Source organism: Mesorhizobium sp. B1-1-6, assembly GCF_006443035.1.
In the GTDB taxonomy this organism is placed as follows: domain Bacteria; phylum Pseudomonadota; class Alphaproteobacteria; order Rhizobiales; family Rhizobiaceae; genus Mesorhizobium.
This window is the reverse complement of sequence record NZ_VFWR01000002.1, coordinates 522,256-545,475: the sequence shown is the minus strand read 5'-3', so window position 1 is coordinate 545,475 and position 23,220 is coordinate 522,256. Positions and strand designations below refer to the sequence as shown.

The window sequence follows — 23,220 nt, the reverse complement described above, 5'->3', positions numbered from 1 at the left end:
GGGCGATATGAACCGGAAGCAGGGCGCTGCTCAAGCCCGCGGCATCCGCCACGGCTGGTTTTTCAGCGGGCCAGGCGAGGCGGAAATAGAATCTGTTGACCTTGGCGGGACAGCGCGCGCTTCTGCCCGGCAGGGCAGAGGGTCGTGGAGGATCGCGAGGCCATGCTGGCCTAAGCGCCCAGCCCTTCGAATAGGATCGTCGACAAATAGCGCTCGGCGAAGGACGGGATGATCACCACCAGGTTCTTGCCCTTGTTCTCCGGCCGCGAGCCGACGACGATCGCCGCCTGCAAAGCGGCGCCCGAGGAGATGCCGACCGGCACGCCTTCCAGCCGGGCGACGAGGCGGGCATTGGCGACCGAATCCTCGTTCGAGACCGTGACGATTTCGTCATAGATGGTGGTGTCGAGGATTTTTGGCGCGAAGCCGGCGCCGATGCCCTGGATCTTGTGCGGACCGGGCTGGCCGCCCGACAGCACCGGCGAGGTTTCCGGTTCGACCGCGACGACATGCAGCGAAGGCTTGCGCTTCTTCAGCACCTGGCCGACGCCGGTGATGGTGCCGCCGGTGCCGATGCCGGAGACGATGATGTCGACCTCGCCATGGGTGTCGTTCCAGATCTCCTCGGCAGTCGTCGTGCGATGGATCTCGGGATTGGCCGGGTTCTCGAACTGCTGCGGGATGATGGCGTTGGGGATGGTGGCCGCCAGTTCGTCGGCCTTGGCGATGGCGCCCTTCATGCCTTTCGGCCCTTCGGTCAGCACCAGTTCGGCGCCGAGCAGCGCCAGCATCTTGCGGCGCTCGACCGACATGGTCTCGGGCATGGTGAGGATCAGCTTGTAGCCCTTGGCGGCGGCAGCGAAGGCAAGCGCTATGCCGGTATTGCCCGAAGTCGGCTCGATCAGCGTCGTCTTGCCGGGAGCGATCTTGCCCGATGCCTCGAGCGCCTCGATCATCGCCACGCCGATACGGTCCTTGACCGAGGCGATCGGGTTGAAGAATTCGAGCTTGGCAAGGAGATGGGCAACGATGCCCTTCTCCTTGGCGAATTTGTCGAGCCGCACGAGTGGCGTGTCTCCGATCGTATCGGTGATGGAATTGTAGATGCGGCCACGGCCGGGAACACGAGCGGAGGCGGCGGACTTGTTCATTGGTTTGGCTCCCAGAATGTCAGGCGGATGAACTGATCTCAGACGGATGGCCCGCCAAGATAGGCCTTCCACGGACGCAAGATAGACCGTCGCCCGAAAATATCCGAGTGGGGCGCGTGTCTAAAACGCCTCGGCCTCGGAAAAGCGTTCCCGCAAAAGCCGGTCCGGCGGAATGCTTTGGCAAAAATGGCCCTATTGGCGGGCAGCGATCGCCGCCGCCGCGCCGACCATGAAACCGGCCGCGGTGCGGTTCAGCGCCTTCAGGGCGCGCGGCGAGCGCAGGAACCAGCGTGCCTTGGCCGCCAGCGCCAGATAAGGCACCAGCACCACGAACAGGACGAGGACGGTGAGTGCGGCGAGGATGCCGTAATCGGCCAGCGTGATGGTCTTGAGGTCGACGATGGTCGGCGTGATGGCGAGATAGAAGATCATCGTCTTCGGATTGCCGAGCGTCACCGTCAGGCCGGCGAGGAAGCTCGACGCCAGCCCGCCGTTGCCTTTCCTGGCCTCGACCGTCTCGGGCGTGATGCCGGCGGTCCAGAAGCGCCAGCCGAGGAAGGCGAGATAGGCGACGCCGGCCCATTTGACGGCGAGGAACACCAGGCCGAAGGTCTGCGCGACAAAGGCAAGCCCAAGCACCACGGCGGTGAGATAAAGGAGGTCGCCGAGCATCAGGCCGAAGGACATGGCCAGCGACGAGCGGAAGCCGGAACCGAGCGCGCGCGCCACAAGCGCGGTGACGCCGGGGCCGGGAATGGCCGCGGCCAAGCCGAGGGCGGCGCTGTAGGCGAGGAAGCCGGTGAGGGTCATGGATCGGCCTTGCGTCCGCGAAACTGTGGGACGGCGGCTTGTCGCACAGAGTTTCGCGGGCGGGAATTGCCTGGAGCCGGATTTGGTTGCACCAGGCATGCCCAGTGCTCGAGGCCTCCCAAGCGGATCAGGACCGGCCGTCGCCGTAGGTCACGCGCCAGATGGTGCCGTTGCCGTCCTCGGTGACGATCAGCGCGCCGTCGCTCGCCACCGCCACGCCGACCGGCCGGCCCCAGACCTCGCCGCCGGAGGTGACGAAGCCGGTCATGAAATCCTCATATTCGCCGGTCGGCTTGCCGTCCTTGAACTTGAGCCGCACCACCTTGTAGCCAGTCCTGTTGCCGCGATTCCACGAACCGTGCAGGGCGACGAAGGCGTCGCCCCTGTATTCGGCCGGAAAACCGGATCCTGCGCGGACATTCCTGCCGTCGTAGAAGGCGATGTTGAGCGGCGCCGAATGCGCCTGCATCAGAATGTCGGGGACGGTGACCTTGCCGGCAAGGTCGGGACGCGCGCCCTTGTGGCGCGGATCCTCATTGTCGCCGATATAGTACCAGGGCCAGCCGTAGAAGGCGCCTTCCTTCACTTCGGTCGCATATTCGAACGGCACGTTGTCGCCGAGCGCGTCGCGCTCGTTGACCACGCACCACAGCGCGCCCGCCGCCGGCTGGATGGCCATGCCCGAACAGTTGCGCAGGCCGGTGGCGACGATGCGCCCATTCCTACCGTCCGGGTCGAAAGCCCTGACGTCGGCGCGGCCTTCCTCCGCGCCCCAGGTGGCGCCGAGCGGCTTCGACCTGGCCCAGGCGTCGAGCCCGCCCCGCGGTTTCCTTGCCATGTCCTGGGCGGCGTTCGAGCCGGAGCCGACCGAGAGATACAGCGTCTTGCCGTCCGGCGAGAAGGCGATGTCGCGGGTCCAGTGATGAGTGGCCGGAATATCGCGGACGATGGTTTCCGGCTCGCCGGAGGCCTCCAGGTCGCCATCGCGGTAGGGAAAGCGCACGATGCTGTCGCTGTTGGCGACATAGACCCATTGCGGGTTGTCCCCTGGCGGGTAGAAGGCGATGCCGTAGGGCTGGTTGAGATTGCGGGCGAAGATGCCGTCCCTGACAGGTTTCGCGCTGCCCTCGCCGAGACGGTAGACGCGGATCTGGTTGGCCTCGCTGTCGGCGACGAACAGGTCGCCATTGGGCGCGACGCGCACGACGCGCGGATTGTCGATGCCCGAAGCGATCAGTTCCGCCGAAAAGCCCGCCGGCAGCCGCGGCTCGGCGCCTTGCGGCCTTTGCACCGGACCGGCGCCGTTCGAGGCGGATCTGGTGACATAGGGCCTGGGCTGGTCTTGCGGGCTGATCAACCGGCGCACGCCCGGCGCATCGGCCCGCCAGTCACCGAATGCGGCCGCGCCCTTCAGCACCGGCTCTTCCTGCTGGGCCAATGCCGTCGCGGCGAAGAGCAAGGCAGCAGCGATTACCACGGCGCCGGCAAGTCGGATCATCCCAGTCTCCAGCTTCTCGCTTCTTCATGCATGTCGTTGTCCCAAGACCGAAGTCACATGCATCAAGGGAACGGGCGGGCTCGGCAGTCGTTCCGGACGACACGGGGAGTTGAAGGAATTCGGGTCAGCTATCCGCGTCGAGATCGAGATCGGCGTCGAGGTTCTTTTCCAGTTCGACGAGATCGGCCGGCAGCGGCATGCCCATGGCGCGGATTTCGCGCAGCTTCTCGCGCAATTGCTCCTGCACTTCGCGCACATCCTCAGGCTGGTTGACCATCTCCTCCAGCAGCAGGCTGATCTGGGCCTTGAACGATTCCAGCGCCATCTTTTCTCTCCTCGGCCGTCTGGATCGATCCCAGCTCTCAGCGCAGCATGCGCGATATCAGCTGCGCCGTATAGTCGACCATCGGGACAATGCGGGCATAGTTGAGCCGGGTCGGGCCGATGACGCCGAGCGCGCCGACGACGCGGGCGTCCTTGTCGCGGTAGGGTGCCACGACCAGCGACGAGCCGGAGAGCGAGAAAAGCTTATTTTCCGAGCCGATGAAGATGCGCACGCCCGGTCCCGCCTCGGCGAGGTCGAGCAGCTGGATCAGCCCGTCCTGCGTCTCCATGTCCTCGAACAGGTGGCGCAGGAGTTCGATGTCGGCCTGGGCGGTGACGTTTTCGAGCAGATTGGCGCGGCCGCGCACGATCAGGCGCGCCGGCAGGCCGCTTTCCGCGCCGGCCCACACCGCCAGCCCTTTCTCCACCAGGTCCTGCGACAGCGTGTCGAGCGCTGCCCTTGTCTCTTCCTTGATACGCTCGACCTCCGCCCGCGCCTCGGCCAGCGTACGGCCGCGAATATGGGCGTTGAGAAAATTCGAGGCCTCGTGCAATTGCGAGACGGTGATGCCGGCCGGCAGATCGATGACCCGGTTCTCGACGTCGCCGTTCTGCGACACCATCACGGTCAGCGCCTTGGTGGGCTCGAGCTGGATGAACTCGATGTGCTTGAGCGCCACCTCGTTCTTGGCGGCCAGCACCAGGCCGGCGCCGCGCGACATGCCCGACAGCATCTGGCTGGCCTCGGTCAGCATGTGTTCCAGCGTGGCGCCCGAGCCGGAGGCGCGCACCTGCGCCTCGATGCTGCGCCGCTCCTCGTCGGAGAGGTCGCCCAATTCCATGAAGGCGTCGACGAAGAAGCGCAGGCCGGCCTGCGTCGGCAGGCGACCGGCCGAGATGTGCGGCGCGTAGATCAGGCCGAGATGTTCGAGATCGCTCATCACGTTGCGGATGGTGGCGGGCGACAGCGAGGACGGCAGGATGCGCGACAGGCTGCGCGATCCCACGGGCTCGCCGTCCCTCAGATAGGAATCGACGATACGCCGGAAGATGTCGCGCGAACGCATGTCGAGCGCCTGAAGTGCGGGCGCCTGAAGTGCCGGCGCGTGAAGAGCGAGCGACTGCGAAGCGGGATCGACTGCCTTGGTCATTGCGGCCATAACCTCCGGTTCAAGGATATAGACTTCGCGGCGCTGCGCGCAACCCGGTGTCGCGTTGCGCGATCAGCCGGTGTCGCACTTGCGATCACCCCGGTGTCGTGTTGCGCGATCGCCCCGGTGTCGCCGCGTTTGCGGCCGCCGGTCCATTTTCCTTTACGCCGTGCCCCGCATGCGTCTAAAAGCCGGCCAAGATTCAAAAAAGCTGACAAGAAAGCAGGCCGAATGCGCCCCTCCAAACGCCAGTTCGACGAAATGCGCGCCATCTCCTTCGAGCGCGGCGTCTCCAAACATGCCGAAGGCTCGTGCCTGGTGAAGTTCGGCGACACGCATGTCTTGTGCACGGCAAGCCTGGAGGAAAAAGTGCCGGGCTGGATGCGCAATTCCGGGAAAGGCTGGGTGACGGCCGAATACGGCATGCTGCCGCGCTCGACAGGCGAGCGCATGCGCCGCGAGGCCTCCGCCGGCAAGCAGGGCGGGCGCACGCTGGAGATCCAGCGGCTGATCGGCCGCTCGCTGCGCGCCGTGGTCGACCTGCAGGCGCTGGGCGAGCAGCAGATCACCGTCGACTGCGACGTCATCCAGGCCGATGGCGGCACCCGCACCGCCTCCATCACCGGCGGCTGGGTGGCGCTCTACGATTGCCTGCGCTGGATGGAAGCGCGGCAGATGGTGAGCGTCGCCAAGGTGCTGAAGGACCATGTCGCGGCGATTTCCTGCGGCATCCATGACGGCCAGCCGGTCATCGACCTCGACTATCTCGAGGATTCCTCCGCCGGCACCGACGCCAATTTCGTCATGACCGGCAAGGGCGGCATCGTCGAGATCCAGGGCACGGCCGAGGGCGAGCCCTTTTCGGAAGGGCAGTTCGCCGAGCTGATGGGCCTGGCCAAGAAAGGCATCCAGAGGCTGGTGAGTTTGCAGCAGATGGCGGTGGCGTAGTTTATTCATGCGGAGCCTGGGCACCCCCCTCTGCCCTGCCGGGCATCTCCCCCGCAAGGGGGGAGATCGGCTGTTGTCTAGAGCTTCGCCAATAATCAGAATAGAATACCATGAGCCGGCGCTCACGCTGCCAATCTCCCCCCTTGCGGGGGAGATGGCCGGCAGGCCAGAGGGGGGTGCCTCGTGATCCCCTCTGCCATTCTTGAATCCGCTCTTTACGTCACCGACCTCGCCGCTGCCGAAGCCTTCTACACCGACATCCTCGGCCTCACTCCTCTCGGCAAGGTCGAGGGCCGCCATCTCTTCTTCCGTTGCGGAGCCGGCGTGCTGCTGATCTTCAACGCGGAGGCGACCAAGGTCCCGCCCGCGCCCGACGCGAGGCTGAAAGTGCCGCCACACGGCACATCGGGCGAAGGCCATCTCTGCTTTGCGGCGACCGCCGATGAAATCAGCCGCTGGAAATCCCATCTGAAGGCGAAGAACATCGCTGTCGAAAGCGAATTCGAATGGCCGCAAGGCGGCCGCTCGCTTTATATCCGCGATCCCTCCGGCAATTCGATCGAATTCGCCGAGCCGAGAATCTGGGGACTTTGATGCATTCTCTCGACGGAAAAAAGATCGTCGTCGCCAGCCACAATGAAGGCAAGCTGCGCGAATTCGCCGATCTGATGGCGCCATTCGGATTCGAGGCGAAATCGGCGAAGGACTATGGCTTGCCCGAACCCGAGGAGACCGGCACAACCTTCGAGGAGAACGCCTATATCAAGGCCTTCGCCGCGGCCAAGGCGACGGGCCTGCCGGCGCTGTCGGACGATTCGGGCCTGTGCGTTGACGCGCTCGACGGCGCGCCCGGCGTCTACACCGCCAACTGGGCCGAAACGCCTGATGGCAGCAGGGATTTCGGCATCGCCATGCAGCGCACCGAAGTGGCGCTGCAGGAAGTCGGCGCCGCCTCGGCCGAGCAGCGCACGGGACGCTTCGTCGCCGTCATCTGCCTCGCCTTTCCCGATGGCGAGGCCGAATATTACCGCGGCGAGGCCGAAGGCACGCTGGTCTGGCCGCCGCGCGGCGAGCTCGGATTCGGCTACGACCCGGTGTTCCTGCCCGACGGCTTCGAAAAGACCTTCGGCGAGATGAGTGCCGAGGAAAAACACGGCTGGAAACCCGGCCAGGCTACGGCGCTGTCGCACCGCGCGCGCGCCTTCCAGAAATTCGCCCAAGCCCGATTGGGTCTGGCCCGGTTAGGCTCGGCATGATCAGGCCCGGCGCCACCATGCCGCTCGACCGCAGCCCCGGTTTCGGCGTCTATGTGCATTGGCCGTTCTGCGCGGCCAAATGCCCCTATTGCGACTTCAACAGCCATGTCCGCCACCAGCCGGTCGACCAGGAGCGCTTTGCCGCCGCCTTCGAGGCGGAACTGGCGACGATGCGCCAGCGCACCGGCCCACGCGAGGTGACCAGCATCTTTCTCGGCGGCGGCACGCCGTCGTTGATGAAGCCGGAAACGGTGGCCAGGGTCCTGGACGCCGTGGCGAAGAACTGGACGGTGCCCGACGGCATCGAGGTGACGCTGGAGGCCAATCCCTCCTCGGTCGAAGCCGAACGCTTTCGCGGCTATCGCGCTGCGGGCGTCAACCGGGTCTCGCTCGGTGTGCAGGCGCTGAACGACAAGGATTTGCGCTTCCTTGGCCGGCTGCACAATGTGGACGAGGCGCTGCACGCGATCGGGCTCGCGCGGGAGATATTCCCAAGGCTCTCCTTCGACCTGATCTACGCACGGCCAGGCCAGACGCCGGAGGCCTGGGCATCGGAGCTCGAACAGGCGATCGGCCACGCCGCCGACCATCTGTCGCTCTATCAGCTGACCATCGAGGAAGGCACGCCGTTCCACGCGCTGCACGCGGCGAAGAAATTCATCATCCCCGACAACGACCACGCCGCCGACCTTTATGCGCTGACGCAAGAGGTGACATCAGCCCATGGTTTGCCGGCATATGAGATCTCAAACCACGCCCGGCCGGGTGCCGAAAGCCGGCACAATCTGACCTACTGGCGCTATGGCGAATATGTCGGCGTCGGCCCCGGCGCGCATGGCCGCTTCGTCGAGAACGGCCACCGCGTCGTGACCATCGCGGAGAGGATGCCGGAAACCTGGGCCAATCTGGTCGAGGCCAAGGGCCATGGCGTCACCGGCGGCGAGACCCTGACGCGCTCCGAAGAGGCCGACGAGTTCCTGCTGATGGGACTGAGGCTGGCGGAAGGCATCGACCTGTCGCGTTACGAAGCGTTTTCCGGGCGCGGCCTGTCGAGCGCGCGGCTGTCGGTGCTGCAGGGCGAAGGGCTGGTGGCGCCGATCGGCAACGCCCGCCTGCGCGCCACGCCCGCCGGCATGATCGTGCTCGACGCCGTGGTGGCCGATCTGGCGCGGTAGGCGGGGATGCTGCTCCCAATCTCGAAGCCAAGATTACGCTTCTGGAGGCAGCTGTTTCGCGGTATCTGAGTTGAGACCCGACCGGTGAGGCTATCCGAATGAACCTGACGCTTTCCTGGCAATTCTGGGCGCTGTTGTCGGCGACTTTCGCGGCACTGACGGCGATCTTTGCCAAGGTCGGCATCGAGACCATCAATTCCGATTTCGCCACCCTCATCAGGACAGCCATCATCCTGGTCGTGCTTGCGGCGATCCTCGCCGCCAGCGGCCAATTCCAATCGTGGGCCTCGATCTCCGGGAAGACCTGGCTTTTCCTCGGCCTGTCGGGACTGGCGACCGGAGCCTCGTGGCTCTGCTATTTCCGCGCGCTGAAAATCGGCAATGCGGCGCAGGTGGCGCCCATCGACAAGCTAAGCGTCGTGCTTGTGGCGGTGTTTGGCACGGTCTTTCTCGGCGAGCGGCTCACCGGTGCGAACTGGCTTGGCGTCGCCCTTATCGCGGCGGGCGCGGTGCTGGTCGCTTATCGAGGGTAGTGCTGCGCCGTGGCGGGCGTTCTTGGTTTCGAGACGGGTGATGAAAATATCGAAGCGATTGGGCATCGTCCGGTCAGTGCTCCGTCGTGCTGTCGGGTTCGTTGTCGGGTAGCTTGATCTCTGGTGGCGGGCGGCGCGCGGGCCCCTGCTTGCCGTCCGTGGTGGCGGGCGGCTTCCCGTCTCCTTGCGCGGCAAAGCGCTTGCGGCCTGCATAGTAGGGCTCGAAAGCGTCCTGTATGGTCAGTCTGTCCATCCTGTCCTCCCGGGGGAATCAGGGGCTAAATCTGCGAAAGACGGTTTCGTTCCCTACTGTGGCGAAGGAATGGCGCTCGCCTTGCATTACAGCGGCTTTTGCAACCCGGCGCGGGCCGTGCCAAACAGGGCGGATGATTTCGGAACGTCCTTCGCGGCTCCATCTGGACGCGGGCGCGCCGCTGACGGAGAAGGCACCGGTGACTGGCGAGACGGGAAAGCGCAGCTATGTGATCGGGCAGACCGAGATCGCGGCCCGGCCGCTCGAACCCGCGCTCTATCTGGTGGCGACGCCGATCGGCAATCTCGCCGACATCACGCTGCGCGCGCTTGAGACGCTGGCCGCCGCCGACATGGTCGCCTGCGAGGACACGCGCGTGTCGCGCGTGCTGCTCGACCGCTACGGCATCCGCCGCCGCACCACGGCCTATCACGAGCATAATGCCGGCGAGGCCGGGCCAAAATTGATAGCGGCGCTCCAGTCGGGGCAGAGCGTGGCGCTGATCTCGGATGCCGGCACGCCGCTGGTTTCCGATCCCGGCTACCGGCTGGTCGGCGAGGCGCTCGACCAGGGCATTCGCGTCGTGCCCATCCCCGGTCCGTCCGCGCCGCTTGCCGCGCTCACCGCATCCGGCTTGCCTTCGGATGCCTTCCTGTTCTCCGGCTTCCTGCCGGTCAAGGCGGGGCAGCGGCTGGCGCGGCTGGACGCGCTTAAAGCGGTGCCGGCGACGCTGATCTTCTTCGAATCGCCGCGCCGGCTGGCCGAGTCTCTCGGCGCGATGGCCGAAGCGCTTGGCGGCGAGCGCAAGGCAGCGATCGGCAGGGAATTGACCAAGACCTTCGAGGAGATGCGCACCGGCACGCTGCGAGCGCTGGCCGACCACTATGCGGCGGCCGACACGCCGAAGGGCGAGATCGTGGTGTGCGTCGGCCCGGCCGAAGCCAGAGCGGACGAGCCGGCCGATATCGACCGGATGCTGTTGTCGCTCGCCGCCGAAATGCCGGCTTCGAAGGCGGCGGCGGAAGCGGCGAAGATGACCGGGGGCCAGAAGCAGGCGCTTTACCGACGGCTGCTGGAACTCAGGGATGCCTCTGGAGAGGACCGTGGCTAGGCTCCCGAGCGCCAGCCGTCAAAAGGCCTACCGGCGCGGCCATCGCGGCGAATGGCTGGCAGCGGCGGCGCTGGTGCTGAAGGGCTACCGGATCCTGGCGCGCCGCCATCGCACCCGTTTCGGCGAGATCGACCTGATCGCGCGGCGCGGCGACCTGGTGCTGTTCGTCGAGGTCAAGGCGCGCCGCACGCTGATGGAAGCGATGGAGGCGATCGCCCATGAATCGGAGCGCCGCATCGAAGGCGCCGCCGACATCTGGCTGTCGCGCCAGCCGGATTACGGCAGGCTGTCGATGCGGTTCGACATGATCGCCGTGCTGCCATGGCGCTGGCCGGTGCATGTCCCGAACGCGTTTTACGGGCGCAATTGAGGGCTGCGTCGCTCGGGTTCAGTGTTCGACGGGCCATTCGCCCGCGCCAAGTGCCGCGATCGCCGCGATTATGCGCCGGAACGCCTCGGCGGCAGCCGGCACGGTGGTGCGGGCGCGCAGGAAACTGTGCACGAGGCGCTTCTCCTCGTGCCAGCTCGCTTTGCCGCCGGCGGCCAGGATGCGGTCGCGATAGGCCTCGCCGTCCGACGACAGCGGGTCGCATTCGGCGGTAACGACAATGGTGGGCGGCAGGCCGGAGAAGTCGGCGGCGCGCAGCGGCGAGAAGGTCGGATCGTCCGGCGCCTGTCTCTTGGCCGAGCGGACGTGGCGGTAGAAAGCGACGTCGCCGGTCGACAGAAGCGGCGCCTCGGCATGCTCGATGTAGGAGCGGGCAGTCTCGTCGCCGCCGAGGCCGGGATAGATCAGCACCTGGCCGGTCGGCCTCTTCGCGCGAGCGCGCGTCGCGTGACTGACCGCCGCCGCCAGATTGCCGCCGGCGCTCTCGCCGGACAGCAGCAGTGGCCCGTTCGCTCTAGCCGCCGCCCATTCGAAGGCGGCCAGAGCGTCGTCGAAGGCGGCGGGGTGGAGATGTTCGGGCGCCAGCCGATAGTCGACCGAGAGCACGGCAAAGCCGGTGCCGGCGCAGATCTCGGCGCAGATGTCGTCATGGCTGTCGAGCCCGCCCAGGATGAAGCCGCCGCCATGGTAATAAAGCACCGTGGCCCGCGCGGCCGTGCCTGCCATCCCATAGTGCCGCACCGCGATGTTCCGGCCGGGGGCGGCGATGAGGTCGTCGCTCGCCGTCACCCCCGGCGGATAGGGCTGGCGAAGCGCCCGGCACATCCTGTCATAGATCGCACGCTGCTTGGCGATCGGCAGGTCGATCGTCTCGGGCGGATACCAGGCGTTGATGCCGTCTATATAGGCCCACAGCGCAGGGTCGAGCCGCGTCGTGTATTTGCTGCGACCGGTCATTTCAGTGCTGCCCACGGTTTCGGAAGGCATTGCCTCAAAGCTCGCTGTAAAGCCTGGCCGCGTTTTCAAAGCTGAAGCGCAGCGGCACCGAGCCCTCGACCTGCCAGACGGCGACGCTCTCGCCAGCCAGCAGCAGGCAGGCGCCGTCGGTGTCGGTGACGGCGCCGCCATAGAGCCGGTTGGCGAGGTTGAGGATTGCGGTCTGGTGCATGGCGGCACTGCCGCTGCCGCAGGCGTCCTTGACCAGCAGCACGCGAAAGCCGCGCGCCACGGCGTCCTTCACGGTGGCATCGATGCAGGCCTCGGTCCACACGCCAGATATGACCAGCCATTCGACGCCGGAAGCCTTGAGCCGATCGGCGGCCGGTCCCGCGCGGAAGGCGCTGGCCTCGGCCTTGATCAGCAGCGCCTCGCCATCAGCAGGCGCCACCTCACGGCAGATCTCGGTCAGCGGATCGCTCTTGTCGGAGAAGGCCGACTTGCCGTCGGTTCCAACAGGGTGAAAGGGCCGCTCCTGCTTGTCGAGATCGACAATGTAGGCCCAGTGATAGAGCGGCACATTGTTCTGCCGCGCCGCCGCCTGCAGCCGCTGGACGTTGGCGAGAATCTTGTCAAAACCCTCGACCAGGTAGCGCGGGTCCTGCCGGTGCTCTTCCTGCAGGTCGATGAAGACAGCGGCCACGGTGCCGCGCTTGACGGAGATAGGGCTTTTCATGCGGATGCGCCTGGCCCCCAAGATACTTCCAAACGCTGGAGGGACAGAGGGGGGCGCCAAGGAATGAGGCGCTCGTTCTTCAGCTGCGATGCGTCGCCGAGGCGGGCAGTGGATGTCAAACCTGTTTCTCCAGAAACTCATCCTCATAGGGGAAGCGCGACAGGAGCTCGGTGCCGGTCTCGGTGATCAGGATTTCATCCTCCAGCTTGACGCCCTCGCGGCCGCCCTTCTCGCCAATATAGCTTTCCACGCTCACCACCATGCTTGGCACGATATGGCCGTCGCGGCCATAGGTCTCGTAGTCCATGGCGTGCGCGATGAAGGGCGTCTCGCCATGCATGCCGACGCCGTGCATGACCGAGGTGTAGCGCTGGTCGACGAAGCGGTCGGGGATCTTCCACGCCTTTTCGGCGATCTCGCGGAAAGCCATGCCCGGCTTCACGATCGAGATATTGTGCTGAACCTGGTCGTGCGCCATGCGGTAGAGCGATTTCTGATAGGGGGTCGGCTTGCCGGGCCCGCAGCGGAAGGTGCGCGAGAAATCCGAATAATAGCCATAGCAGCCGATCGTGTCGGTATCGAGCGCCAGCAACTCGCCCGGCCGGATTTTTCGCCCGCTGGCCTCGTTGAACCAGGGATTGGTGCGCTGGCCCGACGTCAAGAGCCGCGTCTCGATGAACTCGCCGCCCTGGCGGATGACCTCGCCATACATGATGGCGAACAGCTCGTTCTCGGAAACGCCGGGCTTGATCGCCTCGCGCACGGCATAGACGGCGGCTTCCGCGCCGGCCATCGACACCTGCAGGCATTTCACTTCCTCCGGCGTCTTGACCGCGCGCACCGCCAGGATCTCGCCCTGGCAATCCCGGACCTCGCAACCGCGCTTTTCCAGCGCCAGCGCCTGCAGATGGCTGCAACGGTCGAGCCCGAGTTTCATCGAGCCGCCGCCATGCTGCTTCAGGAGTTCGGCGATCTCGTCGGCGAAGGGACCGGCGGTCTCGTCGTCGCGGCCCGATACCGACGACCAGACGAGCTTGGAAGGACGCGCCTCGTCGATCGTGTCGAGCACCATCGAGACATGGTAGCTCTGCGGATATTCGAACAGCACGATCGGCCCTTCGGTCGGAATGAAGAAATAACGGGTCGAGTTGCGCAGAAAATAGCCGAACATGTTGCGCGAGCCGGTGGCGTAGCGCTGGTTGTACGGGTCGAACAGCACCACGCCGCCATAGCCGGCCTCGCGCATCCAGCCGCGCAGCTTGGCCAGCCGGCCTTTTCGAAGGGCGTCGGCATCGATGAAGGACGGCTCGGTGTCGGACAGCCACATGCCGCCCGCCGAATCGGCCGCCGCGGGGTGGCGCATGCGGTCCTTGAAGTCGACGTCTTCAGTGCTGTCGGGGTCGAATACGACGATGCTCATGGGGGCTGACCTTGGGTGGTTTGCAAGATCAGACCATGGCGCAGGAGGGGCAGGGGAATTGTGCGGAAAACCGCGTGGGTTGTGCGGGATGCCGCTGGGGTAATGAGAGATGCAGGTGCCAGTCGCCCCCCGCTGTCCCGCCAACGTCTCTCAGTGCCAGCAGGACCTCTAATGCCGTCGCGCCAGCTTCGGCGGATGGCCGTGCTCCTCGCGAAAGGCACGCGCGAAGCTAGACATCGAGGCAAAGCCGCAGGCGAGCGCCACGTCGCGCACGGCGAGCGTCGAGTGCGCCAGGAGATCGGCGGCGCGTTTCAGCCTGAGCCGCCGATAGTAGCCATTGGGCGAGATGGCGAGTTCGGAGCGGAAGGAGCGTTCGAGCTTATCGGACGACACGCCGAGCCGCGCAGTGAGCTCCGCCATGCCGAGCCGCTCCTCGACCGCGTCCTCCATGATGGCGATGGCCGACAGCACCAGCTCGTTCCGGACGCCGGTACGCAGGCGCAGCGGCATCAGCTTGCGGTCGACGCTGGAGCGCAGCTGGCTGTGCACGAACCATTCGGCGACGCCGGCCGCAAGCTCGGCGCCGTAGTCGCGGGTAATGATCTCCAGCATCATGTCGAGGCTGCCGACGCCGCCGGCCGAGGTGAAACGCTTGCGGTCGATGACATAGAGGTCGCGCCTCAGCTCGACATTGGGAAAGGCCTCGGTGAAGGCCGCCTGGCTGGTCCAGTGCAAGGTGCAGGCATGGCCGTCGAGCAGGCCGGCGCGGGCGAGGAAGAAGGCGGCGTCCGCCACCGCGCCGATATGGGCGCCACTGCGCAAGCTGCGGCGGATCCAGCTTGCCGCATCCTCGGCAACGAGATGATCGGCATCGCCGCCTGAGCAGACGACGATGCGGTCGACCTTCGGCGCATCCCCGGCATAGAAGCGCGGCTGGATGACGACGCCGTTCGAGGCCTCGACCGCGCCCTGGGTAGCGCCGACGATGATCCAGCGATAGCATTCCCGCTTCGCCAGCACATTGGTCGCGCGCAGCGGCTCGATGACCGAGCTGAACGCCATCATCGGAAAGCCGGGGAAGACCAGCACCGCGAAAGTGAGGGGCGTATCGGGAGATGTGTCGCGCGTGGGCATGGGGCGCTACAATTCGGGCAGATGGGGTTTGGGGTCAACGGGGTTGTGGCTGGCTTTCTGCGAAGTTGGCGCTGCCCCTCATCCGCCTGCCGGCACCTTCTCCCCGTATAGTGACGGGGAGAAGGGAGATACCGCAACCCCGGCTCCCTCTTGCCGCCGTTGGCGCAAATCGAGACACAGCGCCCCTCTCCCCGTCACTATACGGGGAGAGGATGCCGGCAGGCAGGTAAGGGGCAGCGCTGGCTTTGGAGACTGGCTCGTCTCAGCGGGGGGCGCCGCCGCTCAGCCCCCCAGCGCCTGCTCCAGATCCGCGATCAGATCGTCGCCATCCTCGATGCCCGCCGACAGCCGCACCAGCGAATCCGATATGCCGATCTCTTCGCGCTTCTCCGCCGGGATCGATCCATGCGTCATCAGCGCAGGGTGTTCGATCAGGCTTTCCACGCCGCCGAGGCTTTCGGCCAATGTGAACAATTGCGTGCGTTCGAGGAACCGTTTCGTGCCGGCGAGGTCGCGGTCGAGCACGGCTGATATCATGCCGCCGAACGCATGCATCTGCTGGACGGCGACGGCATGCTGCGGATGGCTGGCCAGACCGGGATAGATGACCCGGCGCACATCCTTGCGGGCCTCCAGCCACTGCGCGATCTTGAGGCCGTTCGACGAGTGCCGCTCCATCCTCAGCGCCAATGTCTTGAGGCCGCGCAGGGCGAGAAAACTGTCGAACGGGCCCGAAATGGCGCCGATGGCGTTCTGCAGGAATTTCAGGCGATCGGCCAAATCCTTGTTGTCGCCGACAACAGCCACGCCGCCGACCATGTCGGAATGGCCGTTGAGGTACTTCGTCGTCGAATGCACCACGACGTCGATGCCGAGCTCCAGCGGCCGCTGCAAATAGGGGCTGCAGAATGTGTTGTCGGCGACCGAGAGGATGCCCTTGCGCCTTGCAAGGGCCGCGACGCCTTCGAGATCGACGATGCGCAGCAGCGGGTTGGTCGGCGTCTCGACCCAGAGCATTTTCGTCTCCGGGCGGATTGCCGCCTCTATAACCGCAAGGTCGGTGCAGTCGACGAAGCTCACCTTGAGATCGGCGGAGCGCTTGCGCACACGCTCCATCAGGCGGAAGGAGCCGCCATAGATGTCGTCGGTGGCGACGATGTGGGCGCCGGAATCGAGCAGTTCCAGCACGGTGGCGATCGCCGCCAGCCCGGAGGCGAAGGCGAAGGCAGCCGAGCCGCTTTCAAGATCGGCCACCGCGCGCTCGAAGGCAAAGCGCGTGGGATTCTGGCTCCGGGCATATTCAAAGCCCTTGTGCACGCCGGGCGACTGCTGGCCATAGGTCGAGGTGGCGTAAATCGGCACCATCACCGCTCCGGTCAGGGGATCGTGGCTCTGGCCGCCATGGATGGTGCGGGTGGAGAAGGCCAGGCGGTTCTTTCCGGATGCGGTCATCGTGCACGGCGCCTCAAATGGTTGATCAGGTCGATGCGGGTTATCAGGCCGACGAACTCGTCGCCGTCGAAGATGATGGCGACCTCGTTGCGGTCGAATACCGGCAGCAGCGCGTCCAGCGTCTGGCTGGCCTGCAAAGTATGCAGATTGGAGGTCATCGCCGTGCGTACCGGCGCGTTGAAGCGCTCCCAGCGGCCCTCATAGGGGCCGTCGACCTTGGCCAGAATGTCGCTTTCGTCGACGATGCCGACCAGCTTGCCGTCGTCGAGCACCGGCAGCTGCGAGACATCGGAGCGGCGCATGCGGCCATAGGCGTTGAGCAGGCTTTCGTCCGGACCGACATAGACGGTGTCGCCGGTGCGGTGCGTGCGCATCACCAGGTCGCGCAGGTCACCATGCTGCTCGTGCTCGGCCAGCCCCTGCTCGGCCAGCCAGAAATCGTCGAAGACTTTCGACAGATATTTGTTGCCGCTGTCGCAGACGAAGGTGACAACGCGCTTGGGCGACGTCTGCTCGCGGCAATAGCGCAAGGCGGCCGACAGCAGCGTGCCCGAAGATGAGCCGGCCAGGATGCCTTCCCGGGACAGGAGATCGCGCACCGCCAGCATGCTCTGCTTGTCCGATATGGAATAGGCCTTCTTGACCAGCGACAGCTCGGCATTGGGCGGCACGAAGTCCTCGCCGATGCCTTCCACAGTCCAGCTGCCGGCCTCCACCATCTTGCCGGTCTTGATCAGCGGCGCCAGCACCGAGCCGACCGGATCGGCCAGCACCATTTCCGTCTTCGGCGATGCCTTGGCGAAGAACCGGCCAAGGCCGGTCAGCGTGCCGCCGGAGCCGACGCCGACCACCACCGCGTCGACATCGCCGTCGAGCTGCGAAAAGATTTCCGGACCGGTGGTGGTTTCGTGCGCCTCAGGGTTGGCCGGATTGGCGAACTGGTTGGCGTAGAAAGCGCCGGGCAGCTCGGCCGCGATTTTTTCGGCCATGTCCTGATAATATTCGGGGTGGCCCTTGCCGACATCGGAGCGCGTCATGCGCACTTCCGCGCCCAGTGCGCGCAGGTGCTGGATCTTCTCGCGCGACATCTTGTCGGGCACGACCAGGATGATGCGGTAGCCCTTGGGGATGCCGACCTGGGCCAGCCCCAGGCCCGTATTGCCGGCCGTCGCCTCGACAATCGTGCCGCCTGGCTTCAGCCTGCCCTCCTTCTCGGCCGCCGCGATCATCGACAGCGCGATACGGTCCTTGATCGAGCCGCCGGGATTCTGGCTTTCGAGCTTGATGAACAGCCGGCACTTGCCGGTGTCGAATTGGGTCAGCTCGACCACGGGGGTCTGGCCGATCAGGTCGAGCACCGATCCGTAAGGCGGCCGCAGGCGCGACGTTGCGTTTTCCGAAGCGGCGCTTTCCAAAGGGGCGCTATCCGAGGGCGCAATCTTGTGCCTGCTCATATCGATGCTCCATGATCAAGCGGCCGCCTCGTGCAGGGCGGCAGCGTATCCTCTTTTCCAGCCCTTTGCAGTGGGAAAGAAGATAGATCGTGCCAATCGACCGGCTAGATGGAGAATGAAATTCCGGGTTGCGACGCGCAACGGCTGCAGGACTGTGCGGCACGTCCCCCCTCTGGCCTGCCGTAGAGCGCCGACGTCAACACTTTACCCCAGCAGCTGCTTGCTCAGCCTCGCACACTGGACGCGAATATCCGGAATGGCGTCGATCTCGAAGAAGGTGCCTCTGGTCAGCGGGCCGACGGCGAGGATTTTCCTGGACACCGTGCCGTCGCCGGCGATGATCTCGCAATTGGCCGTCACGTCGAGGCCGATGCGCAGCGGATCCGGCCGCGCCAGCCCGCGGTCGACCAGCGAGCGCACCACGCTGTTCGACGAGGCCGAGATGTCCCTGACGATACCGGAGCAATCATAGATGCGGGCGACCTCGAACCTCTCCAGCCGCTTGGTGTGGCGCGACTGGACCTGGACCGTGAACTCGCCGCCCGCCGCGATGTCGACGACACGGCCGGCGACGAGGCGGATGCGGCCGGACTGCACGGCTTGCGTGACGCGGGCATGGACCTCGGGCGCCATGCGGTGGCGGTGGATGTCCCACCACGCCTTGGTGTGCTCGACGAAACGACGCTTGGCGGAGGCCGGCCAGTTCTGCCAGATCTTCTGGTTGAACGGGCGAAGGCCGTCGACGACGTCGCGCCAGTCGATGCCGGCCTTCTGGTTTTCCCGGATCAAATCGCGGAACCAGCCGACGAAATAGGAAAGCTGGGTGCCGAGCGGGATATCGGCGACGTCGAGCTTGATCGGATTGCCCTTGCGGTGCGGCGAGGGCAGCAGGCCGCGCCGCGACACCGCGACGATCTCGGCGCGGTGGCCGCGCTGTTCGAGGGCGAGGAACGCGTCGACCATGCTGAGGCCCGTTCCCAGCACCATGACGCTCCGGTCGGGATCGAGCGCGGTGTCGGCCTCAGACCCCATCCGAACCGCATGGCCTTGCCCCATGGCCGGCACCTCGTCATGGCCGGTGGCGAGCACCGCCAGATGGGCGACGACGCTGGTGCCGTTGGCGAGCGCCACTTCCACCCCCGAGGCCGTGGGCGAGATCGACAGGCTTTCCTCATGGATCAGCCGGAGGCGTCCGGTCTCCCTCTCGCGCGCCTCGAGATCGTCCAGCAATTCGCCGAGATAGCGGGCATAGATGCTGCGCGGCGCGTAGACCGGCACCTGCTCGGGCGTTGCCAGGTCGCGTTCCAGCAGCCAGCGCCAGAAATTGCCGGGATCGTCGGCATAGGCGCTCATACCGGCGGCGCTGACGTTCAGCACATGCGCGGAGAGCAATGTGGAATAGGCGATGCCCTGGCCGAAATGCGGGCGCTTCTCGACCAGCGTGACGCGAAGGTCGGGATTGGGCTGTCTCAGCAGATGCGCGGCGAGCACGACCCCGCTGGCGCCGCCCCCGACGATGATGATCGAGTTGCCGCGGCCGCTCATGCCAGCCCCGTGCGACGCGCCGGCGTCAGGCCTTCACCGCAACCGGCAGATCGTCGCTCGCGACCGAGATGTCGTCGAGGCCCCTTGCGACCCCAAGGTCGTCGAGGCCGATGTCGCGCATCTCGGCGAGGCTGCGCTGGTCGAGCACCTCGGCGATCGCTTGCCGGACTTCCAGCATCAGATGTCGAACCTGGCATGTCGCCTCGTTACAGTCTTCGCAGCGCTGGTATTGGGTACGGCTGGCGCAAGGGATCGGCGCCAGCGGGCCGTCGAGCACACGCACGACATGGCCGACCCTGATTTCCTCCGGTGGCCGCGCCAGGCGATAGCCGCCATCCTTGCCTTTGCGGCTCTGCACGAAACCGGCATTGCGCAGTTCGCCCAGGATGGCGTCGAGAAACTTCTTCGGGATGTTGTTGCCGGTCGCGATGTCGTTGACGAAGGCAAGCTGCCCGGCCGGCATCCGCGCCAGATGGACGAGCGCCTTGAGGCCGTACTTGCCTTTCTTGGTGAGCATGATCCGAACGTTTCTCTGTCATGCGATGGCTCGAGGCCATCCGTTGCGAAACGCCTGGCGTGCCTCCCGCCGCGCTCAAGCATCCATGACATAAATTCTATCGACATGATATACAAGCCAATCGCGATTGATCTTGCTTGATTTTCAAGCCATTGCGGCGATTTTGGACCTGACTTGTGATGCCGGGGACACAAACCGTGGCGCGACGGCCCGAGACCGGTGCCACCGGCGATCGCCGCGATACGGATGGGTATGACCTCTCATCGTCGCCTCCAAGTCTCTATGTCGATAAGTTTACTATACTTAAACGCGAACAGGCGGAACACGTTTTTAAATTCCAATCCATCTGAAGCATGGATTTGCCTTTCAAGCGGCTGCAACGTGAATTCTCGTTCGCGATCGGAGGCCGTAGCGGTGGCTGGAGCTTCCCGAACGTGATGATCTCGCCACTCTTGAAGCGCCATAGCCGCCAAATCCGCCTGGGGACCTCGGCACCGGCAGCTTTTTCCAACAAATCCAGCCCCGCTAGAAGAATTTAACTCTACAAGAACCATAGAATTAGCGGACTATCATGAAGCAATCCGGTTTTCCCCTGTTTCATGGAGCCCTTGATGTCCACCACCATTTCGCGACGCATCCTTCTCCTGTCTACGGCCGCACTTGCCGGCGCCGCCTTCCTCGGCCCGGCTTTTGCCGACGACCTCAAGATCACCATCGGCTACCAGACGGTGGTCGAACCCTCCAAGGTGCCGCAGGCCGATGGTGCCTATGAAAAGGCCGCCAAGGCGGCCATCGACTGGCGCAAATTCGATTCCGGCGCCGATGTCATCGCCGCGGTCGCATCCGGCTCGGTCGACATCGGCTATGTCGGTTCGAGCCCGCTGGCGGCGGCGGCGAGCCGCGAATTGCCGGTCCAGACCATCTTCGTCGTCGGCCTGATCGGGCCATCCGAGGCCCTGGTCGCACGCAACGGCGCCGGCATCGAGAAGGTCACCGACCTCGCCGGCAAGAAGGTGGCCGTGCCCTTCGTCTCGACGACGCATTACAGCCTGCTTGCCGCGCTGAAACATGAGAATGTCGACCCGAAATCGGTCGAGATCCTCAATCTCAGGCCGCCGGAAATCGCCGCTGCCTTTTCGCGCGGCGATATCGATGCGGCCTATGTCTGGGATCCGGCGCTCGGCCAGGTCAAGACATCAGGCAAGGTGGTGCTGGATTCCTCCCAGGTCGCCGCCTGGGGCGCGCCGACCTTCGACGCCTGGATCGTGCGCACCGACTTTGCCGAAAAGAACCCGGAAGCGGTGCGCGACTTCGTCAAGGTGACGGGTGCGGCCTATGCCGAGTACCTGGCCAAGCCCGACGCCTGGTCGACAGCGTCGCCGCAGGCGGCCGAGATCGCCAAACTGACCGGCGCCAAGGTCGAGGAAGTGCCTGAGCTGCTCAAGGGCTATGTCTTCCCGACACTCGAAGAACAGGCCTCCGACAAGTTCCTCGGCGGCGGCACGGTCAAGGCGATCGCGGCCGCGTCCGCCTTCCTCAAGGAGCAGGGCAAGGTAGACGCCGTGCTGCCGGACTATTCGAAATATGTGACATCGAAATACGTCACCGAGGCGCTGGCCTCGAACTGACCCGAGCGTTGGAGCGCCCCATGCCACGACGGGCAGGTGGCGCCCCTATGAGACGCGCACGTCTTTCCTGACGCCGCGTGTCGCCTGTCCCGGAGCCGCTGACGAGGCGCGGCTTCGGGCAGGCGGACTTCAACGAACTCCCTGCGAGGGCTCATGTCGCATCTCGTGCTCGACAGAATCTCGATCCACTATGACGGCCAGCCCGCACCCGCCGTCGAGCGGGTATCGATCGACGTCGCCAGCGATGACTTCGTCGTCCTTGTCGGCCGTTCCGGCTGCGGCAAGACCTCGCTGCTCAATGTCGGCGCCGGCTTTGTTGCGCCGGCACGCGGCACGGCCGCGATCGACGGCCGGCCGATCGCAGCACCCGGTTCGGACCGTGCGGTGGTGTTCCAGAACGACGCGCTGTTTCCTTGGCTGACGGCGCGCGAGAACGTCGCCTTCGCGCTCAGGCTGCGCGGTGTCGGGCCATCCGAGCGGGCGCGCCGCGCCGACGAATTGCTCGGCCTGGTCAAGCTCACCGATGCCGGCGACAAGCGCATCTGGGAACTGTCCGGCGGCATGCGCCAGCGCGTCGGCCTTGCCCGGGCGCTGGCTGCCGGGCCGCAATTCCTGCTGCTCGACGAGCCGCTCGGCGCGCTCGATGCGCTGACGCGCGAGCGTATGCAGACGACGCTGCTCGACCTGTGGACGGCAAGCAAGGTCGGCGTGCTGATGGTCACGCACGGCATCGACGAGGCGCTGGTGCTCGCCACCCGCATCGTGGTGCTGGCGCCCGGGCCGGGCCGGGTGGTGCGGACCTTGGAGCCGGGCTTCTCCAGGCGCTACGCAGCGGGCGAGGCCATCCGCGCCATCAAGGCCGATCCTGGCTTCGCCGCGGCGCGCGGCGAACTGACCGACGCCATCTTCGAGGGAGAGGCGGCATGACCATTTTCTCCTCCTACACCGAACGCTCCGGCTCCAGGACCGAAGAGGCCGACGGCCTGTCGGTGCCATGGTCGCGCCCGGTCCCGAAGCGCAAGGGCGTTTCGGCGCGCATGGTCAGCGCGGCCACCATTCTTCTGGTGCTGGCGCTTTGGACGCTGTCGGCCCGCCTGCAACTGGTGTCGCCGGTATTCCTGCCCTCGCCTGTCGCGGTGTGGAACAAATTCATCATCGTCGCCCGCGATGGCTTTGTCGACGCAACGCTCTTCCAGCATATCGCCGCCAGCCTGGGGCGGGTGTTCGCCGCGCTCGTCGCGGCGCTCCTCGTCGGCGTGCCGGTTGGCCTCGCCATCGGCATCAGCACCGTCGGCCGCGGCATTTTCGATCCGCTGCTGGAATTCCTGCGGCCGATCCCGCCGCTCGCCTATCTGCCGCTGGTCATCATCTGGTTCGGCATCGGCGAGCCGTCGAAGGTCCTGGTGATAGCCATCGCCATGCTGGCGCCGGTGGCCTTGTCGACCGCGTCCGGCGTCCGCGGCGTCTCGCAGGAGCGCATCAACGCCGCGCGTTCGCTTGGCGCGACGAGGCGCCAGGTGGTCCGCCACGTGATCCTGCCCAGCGCGCTGCCGTCGATCCTGACCGGACTGCGCATCGCGCTCGGCGCCGGGTGGTCCACGCTGGTCGCCGCCGAACTGGTGGCGGCGACGCGCGGGCTTGGCTTCATGATCCAGTCGGCGGCGCAGTTCCTGGTCACCGACGTGGTGGTCATGGGCATTTTGGTGATCGCGGCCATCGCCTTCGTGCTCGAATTCGCCATCCGCAGGATCGAGCGCGCGCTCGTGCCGTGGGCGGGACGCGAATGATCAGGAAACGGAG

At 65.7% G+C, this 23,220-nt stretch carries 24 protein-coding genes; 10 read left to right on the top strand and 14 right to left on the bottom strand.

Annotated features, from left to right (window positions below):
- Window positions 1–170: 170 nt before the first annotated feature.
- From cysK to hrcA, 5 genes are all read right to left on the bottom strand, one after another.
- Entirely contained in the window at window positions 171–1,151 is a 981-nt protein-coding gene (gene cysK / locus FJ979_RS06370) for a cysteine synthase A (RefSeq protein ID WP_140491804.1), read from the bottom strand.
- A gap of 192 nt (window positions 1,152–1,343) precedes the next feature.
- Window positions 1,344–1,961, bottom strand: a complete 618-nt coding sequence (locus tag FJ979_RS06365) for a LysE family translocator (protein WP_140563833.1) — start codon at window positions 1,959–1,961, stop codon at window positions 1,344–1,346.
- Window positions 1,962–2,088: 127 nt separating this feature from the next.
- A complete protein-coding gene (locus FJ979_RS06360; RefSeq protein ID WP_140491808.1) occupies window positions 2,089–3,459 on the bottom strand; it encodes a sorbosone dehydrogenase family protein in 1,371 nt (456 codons plus the stop codon).
- A 124-nt stretch (window positions 3,460–3,583) separates the two neighbouring features.
- A complete protein-coding gene (locus tag FJ979_RS06355) occupies window positions 3,584–3,784 on the bottom strand; it encodes a hypothetical protein (RefSeq protein WP_140491810.1) in 201 nt (66 codons plus the stop codon).
- 37 nt (window positions 3,785–3,821) lie between these two features.
- On the bottom strand, window positions 3,822–4,934 hold the full coding sequence (hrcA, locus tag FJ979_RS06350) for a heat-inducible transcriptional repressor HrcA (RefSeq protein WP_140491812.1): 1,113 nt from the start codon (window positions 4,932–4,934) through the stop codon (window positions 3,822–3,824).
- Between the two features lie 231 nt (window positions 4,935–5,165).
- On the opposite strand from hrcA, the gene rph reads away from it, so the two are divergent.
- The 5 genes from rph to FJ979_RS06320 all read left to right on the top strand — a co-directional run bounded on the left by rph (window position 5,166) and on the right by FJ979_RS06320 (window position 8,846).
- Window positions 5,166–5,882: a ribonuclease PH gene (gene rph, locus FJ979_RS06345; RefSeq protein WP_140491814.1), complete on the top strand. Its 717-nt coding sequence runs from the start codon at window positions 5,166–5,168 to the stop codon at window positions 5,880–5,882.
- A 183-nt stretch (window positions 5,883–6,065) separates the two neighbouring features.
- Window positions 6,066–6,476, top strand: a complete 411-nt coding sequence (locus tag FJ979_RS06335; RefSeq protein WP_140491818.1) for a VOC family protein — start codon at window positions 6,066–6,068, stop codon at window positions 6,474–6,476.
- Entirely contained in the window at window positions 6,476–7,138 is a 663-nt protein-coding gene (gene rdgB, locus FJ979_RS06330; protein WP_140580266.1) for an RdgB/HAM1 family non-canonical purine NTP pyrophosphatase, read from the top strand. The genes FJ979_RS06335 and rdgB overlap by 1 nt, the downstream gene beginning before the upstream one ends.
- The gene (gene hemW, locus FJ979_RS06325; RefSeq protein WP_140491825.1) at window positions 7,135–8,313 is read left to right on the top strand and encodes a radical SAM family heme chaperone HemW; all 1,179 of its coding nucleotides are present in this window, start codon (window positions 7,135–7,137) and stop codon (window positions 8,311–8,313) included. The genes rdgB and hemW overlap by 4 nt, the downstream gene beginning before the upstream one ends.
- Window positions 8,314–8,411: 98 nt before the next feature.
- Complete coding sequence (locus FJ979_RS06320; RefSeq protein WP_140580265.1) at window positions 8,412–8,846, top strand: EamA family transporter; 435 nt, start codon at window positions 8,412–8,414, stop codon at window positions 8,844–8,846.
- Window positions 8,847–8,919: 73 nt separating this feature from the next.
- On the opposite strand, the gene FJ979_RS06315 is transcribed toward FJ979_RS06320, so the two are convergent.
- Window positions 8,920–9,099: a hypothetical protein gene (locus tag FJ979_RS06315; protein WP_140491829.1), complete on the bottom strand. Its 180-nt coding sequence runs from the start codon at window positions 9,097–9,099 to the stop codon at window positions 8,920–8,922.
- A 199-nt stretch (window positions 9,100–9,298) separates the two neighbouring features.
- Here FJ979_RS06315 and rsmI point away from each other — a divergent pair, with 199 nt between their 5' ends.
- Both rsmI and FJ979_RS06305 read left to right on the top strand, forming a co-directional pair.
- A complete protein-coding gene (gene rsmI / locus FJ979_RS06310; protein WP_140563839.1) occupies window positions 9,299–10,210 on the top strand; it encodes a 16S rRNA (cytidine(1402)-2'-O)-methyltransferase in 912 nt (303 codons plus the stop codon).
- A complete protein-coding gene (locus tag FJ979_RS06305) occupies window positions 10,203–10,580 on the top strand; it encodes a YraN family protein (protein WP_181168306.1) in 378 nt (125 codons plus the stop codon). The genes rsmI and FJ979_RS06305 overlap by 8 nt, the downstream gene beginning before the upstream one ends.
- A gap of 18 nt (window positions 10,581–10,598) precedes the next feature.
- Here the strand turns inward: FJ979_RS06305 and FJ979_RS06300 are convergent, their stop codons facing one another.
- The 8 genes from FJ979_RS06300 to FJ979_RS06260 form a co-directional block, all read right to left on the bottom strand.
- Window positions 10,599–11,555, bottom strand: a complete 957-nt coding sequence (locus FJ979_RS06300; protein ID WP_140580263.1) for an alpha/beta hydrolase — start codon at window positions 11,553–11,555, stop codon at window positions 10,599–10,601.
- A gap of 34 nt (window positions 11,556–11,589) precedes the next feature.
- Entirely contained in the window at window positions 11,590–12,270 is a 681-nt protein-coding gene (locus FJ979_RS06295) for an isochorismatase family protein (RefSeq protein ID WP_140491835.1), read from the bottom strand.
- 115 nt (window positions 12,271–12,385) lie between these two features.
- Entirely contained in the window at window positions 12,386–13,690 is a 1,305-nt protein-coding gene (locus FJ979_RS06290; RefSeq protein WP_140580261.1) for a Xaa-Pro peptidase family protein, read from the bottom strand.
- A 168-nt stretch (window positions 13,691–13,858) separates the two neighbouring features.
- Window positions 13,859–14,824 carry a GlxA family transcriptional regulator gene (locus FJ979_RS06285; RefSeq protein WP_140514117.1) on the bottom strand — a complete coding sequence of 322 codons (966 nt, stop codon included), beginning with the start codon at window positions 14,822–14,824 and terminating at the stop codon, window positions 13,859–13,861.
- A 282-nt stretch (window positions 14,825–15,106) separates the two neighbouring features.
- Window positions 15,107–16,276, bottom strand: coding sequence for a PLP-dependent aspartate aminotransferase family protein (locus tag FJ979_RS06275; protein ID WP_140554727.1), 1,170 nt, complete (start codon window positions 16,274–16,276; stop codon window positions 15,107–15,109).
- Window positions 16,273–17,730, bottom strand: coding sequence for a pyridoxal-phosphate dependent enzyme (locus tag FJ979_RS06270; protein ID WP_140524460.1), 1,458 nt, complete (start codon window positions 17,728–17,730; stop codon window positions 16,273–16,275). Before FJ979_RS06270 ends, FJ979_RS06275 begins: the two co-directional genes overlap by 4 nt.
- Window positions 17,731–17,934: 204 nt before the next feature.
- Window positions 17,935–19,275 carry an FAD/NAD(P)-binding protein gene (locus FJ979_RS06265; RefSeq protein WP_140580259.1) on the bottom strand — a complete coding sequence of 447 codons (1,341 nt, stop codon included), beginning with the start codon at window positions 19,273–19,275 and terminating at the stop codon, window positions 17,935–17,937.
- Between the two features lie 25 nt (window positions 19,276–19,300).
- Window positions 19,301–19,792 carry an Rrf2 family transcriptional regulator gene (locus FJ979_RS06260; protein WP_140580258.1) on the bottom strand — a complete coding sequence of 164 codons (492 nt, stop codon included), beginning with the start codon at window positions 19,790–19,792 and terminating at the stop codon, window positions 19,301–19,303.
- 611 nt (window positions 19,793–20,403) lie between these two features.
- Here FJ979_RS06260 and tauA point away from each other — a divergent pair.
- From tauA to tauC, 3 genes are all read left to right on the top strand, one after another.
- Window positions 20,404–21,420 carry a taurine ABC transporter substrate-binding protein gene (tauA, locus tag FJ979_RS06255; protein ID WP_140580256.1) on the top strand — a complete coding sequence of 339 codons (1,017 nt, stop codon included), beginning with the start codon at window positions 20,404–20,406 and terminating at the stop codon, window positions 21,418–21,420.
- Window positions 21,421–21,573: 153 nt separating this feature from the next.
- Window positions 21,574–22,347, top strand: a complete 774-nt coding sequence (locus tag FJ979_RS06250) for a taurine ABC transporter ATP-binding protein (RefSeq protein ID WP_140514111.1) — start codon at window positions 21,574–21,576, stop codon at window positions 22,345–22,347.
- Window positions 22,344–23,207 (top strand): taurine ABC transporter permease TauC, encoded by an 864-nt coding sequence (gene tauC, locus FJ979_RS06245; RefSeq protein WP_140580254.1) that lies wholly within the window; start codon window positions 22,344–22,346, stop codon window positions 23,205–23,207. The genes FJ979_RS06250 and tauC overlap by 4 nt, the downstream gene beginning before the upstream one ends.
- The last annotated feature ends 13 nt before the right edge of the window (window positions 23,208–23,220 follow it).

Bases quoted from the DNA above. Each gene is read 5' to 3' on its own strand.
- hrcA (WP_140491812.1), bottom strand. From the start codon at position 4,934: ATGACCAAGGCAGTCGATCCCGCTTCGCAGTCGCTCGCTCTTCACGCG.
- FJ979_RS06270 (WP_140524460.1), bottom strand. From the start codon at position 17,730: ATGAGCAGGCACAAGATTGCGCCCTCGGATAGCGCCCCTTTGGAAAGC.
- rdgB (WP_140580266.1), top strand. From the start codon at position 6,476: ATGCATTCTCTCGACGGAAAAAAGATCGTCGTCGCCAGCCACAATGAA.
- FJ979_RS06250 (WP_140514111.1), top strand. From the start codon at position 21,574: ATGTCGCATCTCGTGCTCGACAGAATCTCGATCCACTATGACGGCCAG.
- FJ979_RS06285 (WP_140514117.1), bottom strand. From the start codon at position 14,824: ATGCCCACGCGCGACACATCTCCCGATACGCCCCTCACTTTCGCGGTG.
- cysK (WP_140491804.1), bottom strand. From the start codon at position 1,151: ATGAACAAGTCCGCCGCCTCCGCTCGTGTTCCCGGCCGTGGCCGCATC.
- FJ979_RS06355 (WP_140491810.1), bottom strand. From the start codon at position 3,784: ATGGCGCTGGAATCGTTCAAGGCCCAGATCAGCCTGCTGCTGGAGGAG.
- FJ979_RS06260 (WP_140580258.1), bottom strand. From the start codon at position 19,792: ATGCTCACCAAGAAAGGCAAGTACGGCCTCAAGGCGCTCGTCCATCTG.
- FJ979_RS06365 (WP_140563833.1), bottom strand. From the start codon at position 1,961: ATGACCCTCACCGGCTTCCTCGCCTACAGCGCCGCCCTCGGCTTGGCC.
- FJ979_RS06360 (WP_140491808.1), bottom strand. From the start codon at position 3,459: ATGATCCGACTTGCCGGCGCCGTGGTAATCGCTGCTGCCTTGCTCTTC.
- FJ979_RS06265 (WP_140580259.1), bottom strand. From the start codon at position 19,275: ATGAGCGGCCGCGGCAACTCGATCATCATCGTCGGGGGCGGCGCCAGC.
- FJ979_RS06290 (WP_140580261.1), bottom strand. From the start codon at position 13,690: ATGAGCATCGTCGTATTCGACCCCGACAGCACTGAAGACGTCGACTTC.
- FJ979_RS06295 (WP_140491835.1), bottom strand. From the start codon at position 12,270: ATGAAAAGCCCTATCTCCGTCAAGCGCGGCACCGTGGCCGCTGTCTTC.
- hemW (WP_140491825.1), top strand. From the start codon at position 7,135: ATGATCAGGCCCGGCGCCACCATGCCGCTCGACCGCAGCCCCGGTTTC.
- FJ979_RS06315 (WP_140491829.1), bottom strand. From the start codon at position 9,099: ATGGACAGACTGACCATACAGGACGCTTTCGAGCCCTACTATGCAGGC.
- FJ979_RS06275 (WP_140554727.1), bottom strand. From the start codon at position 16,276: ATGACCGCATCCGGAAAGAACCGCCTGGCCTTCTCCACCCGCACCATC.
- FJ979_RS06300 (WP_140580263.1), bottom strand. From the start codon at position 11,555: ATGACCGGTCGCAGCAAATACACGACGCGGCTCGACCCTGCGCTGTGG.
- FJ979_RS06320 (WP_140580265.1), top strand. From the start codon at position 8,412: ATGAACCTGACGCTTTCCTGGCAATTCTGGGCGCTGTTGTCGGCGACT.
- tauA (WP_140580256.1), top strand. From the start codon at position 20,404: ATGTCCACCACCATTTCGCGACGCATCCTTCTCCTGTCTACGGCCGCA.
- tauC (WP_140580254.1), top strand. From the start codon at position 22,344: ATGACCATTTTCTCCTCCTACACCGAACGCTCCGGCTCCAGGACCGAA.
- rph (WP_140491814.1), top strand. From the start codon at position 5,166: ATGCGCCCCTCCAAACGCCAGTTCGACGAAATGCGCGCCATCTCCTTC.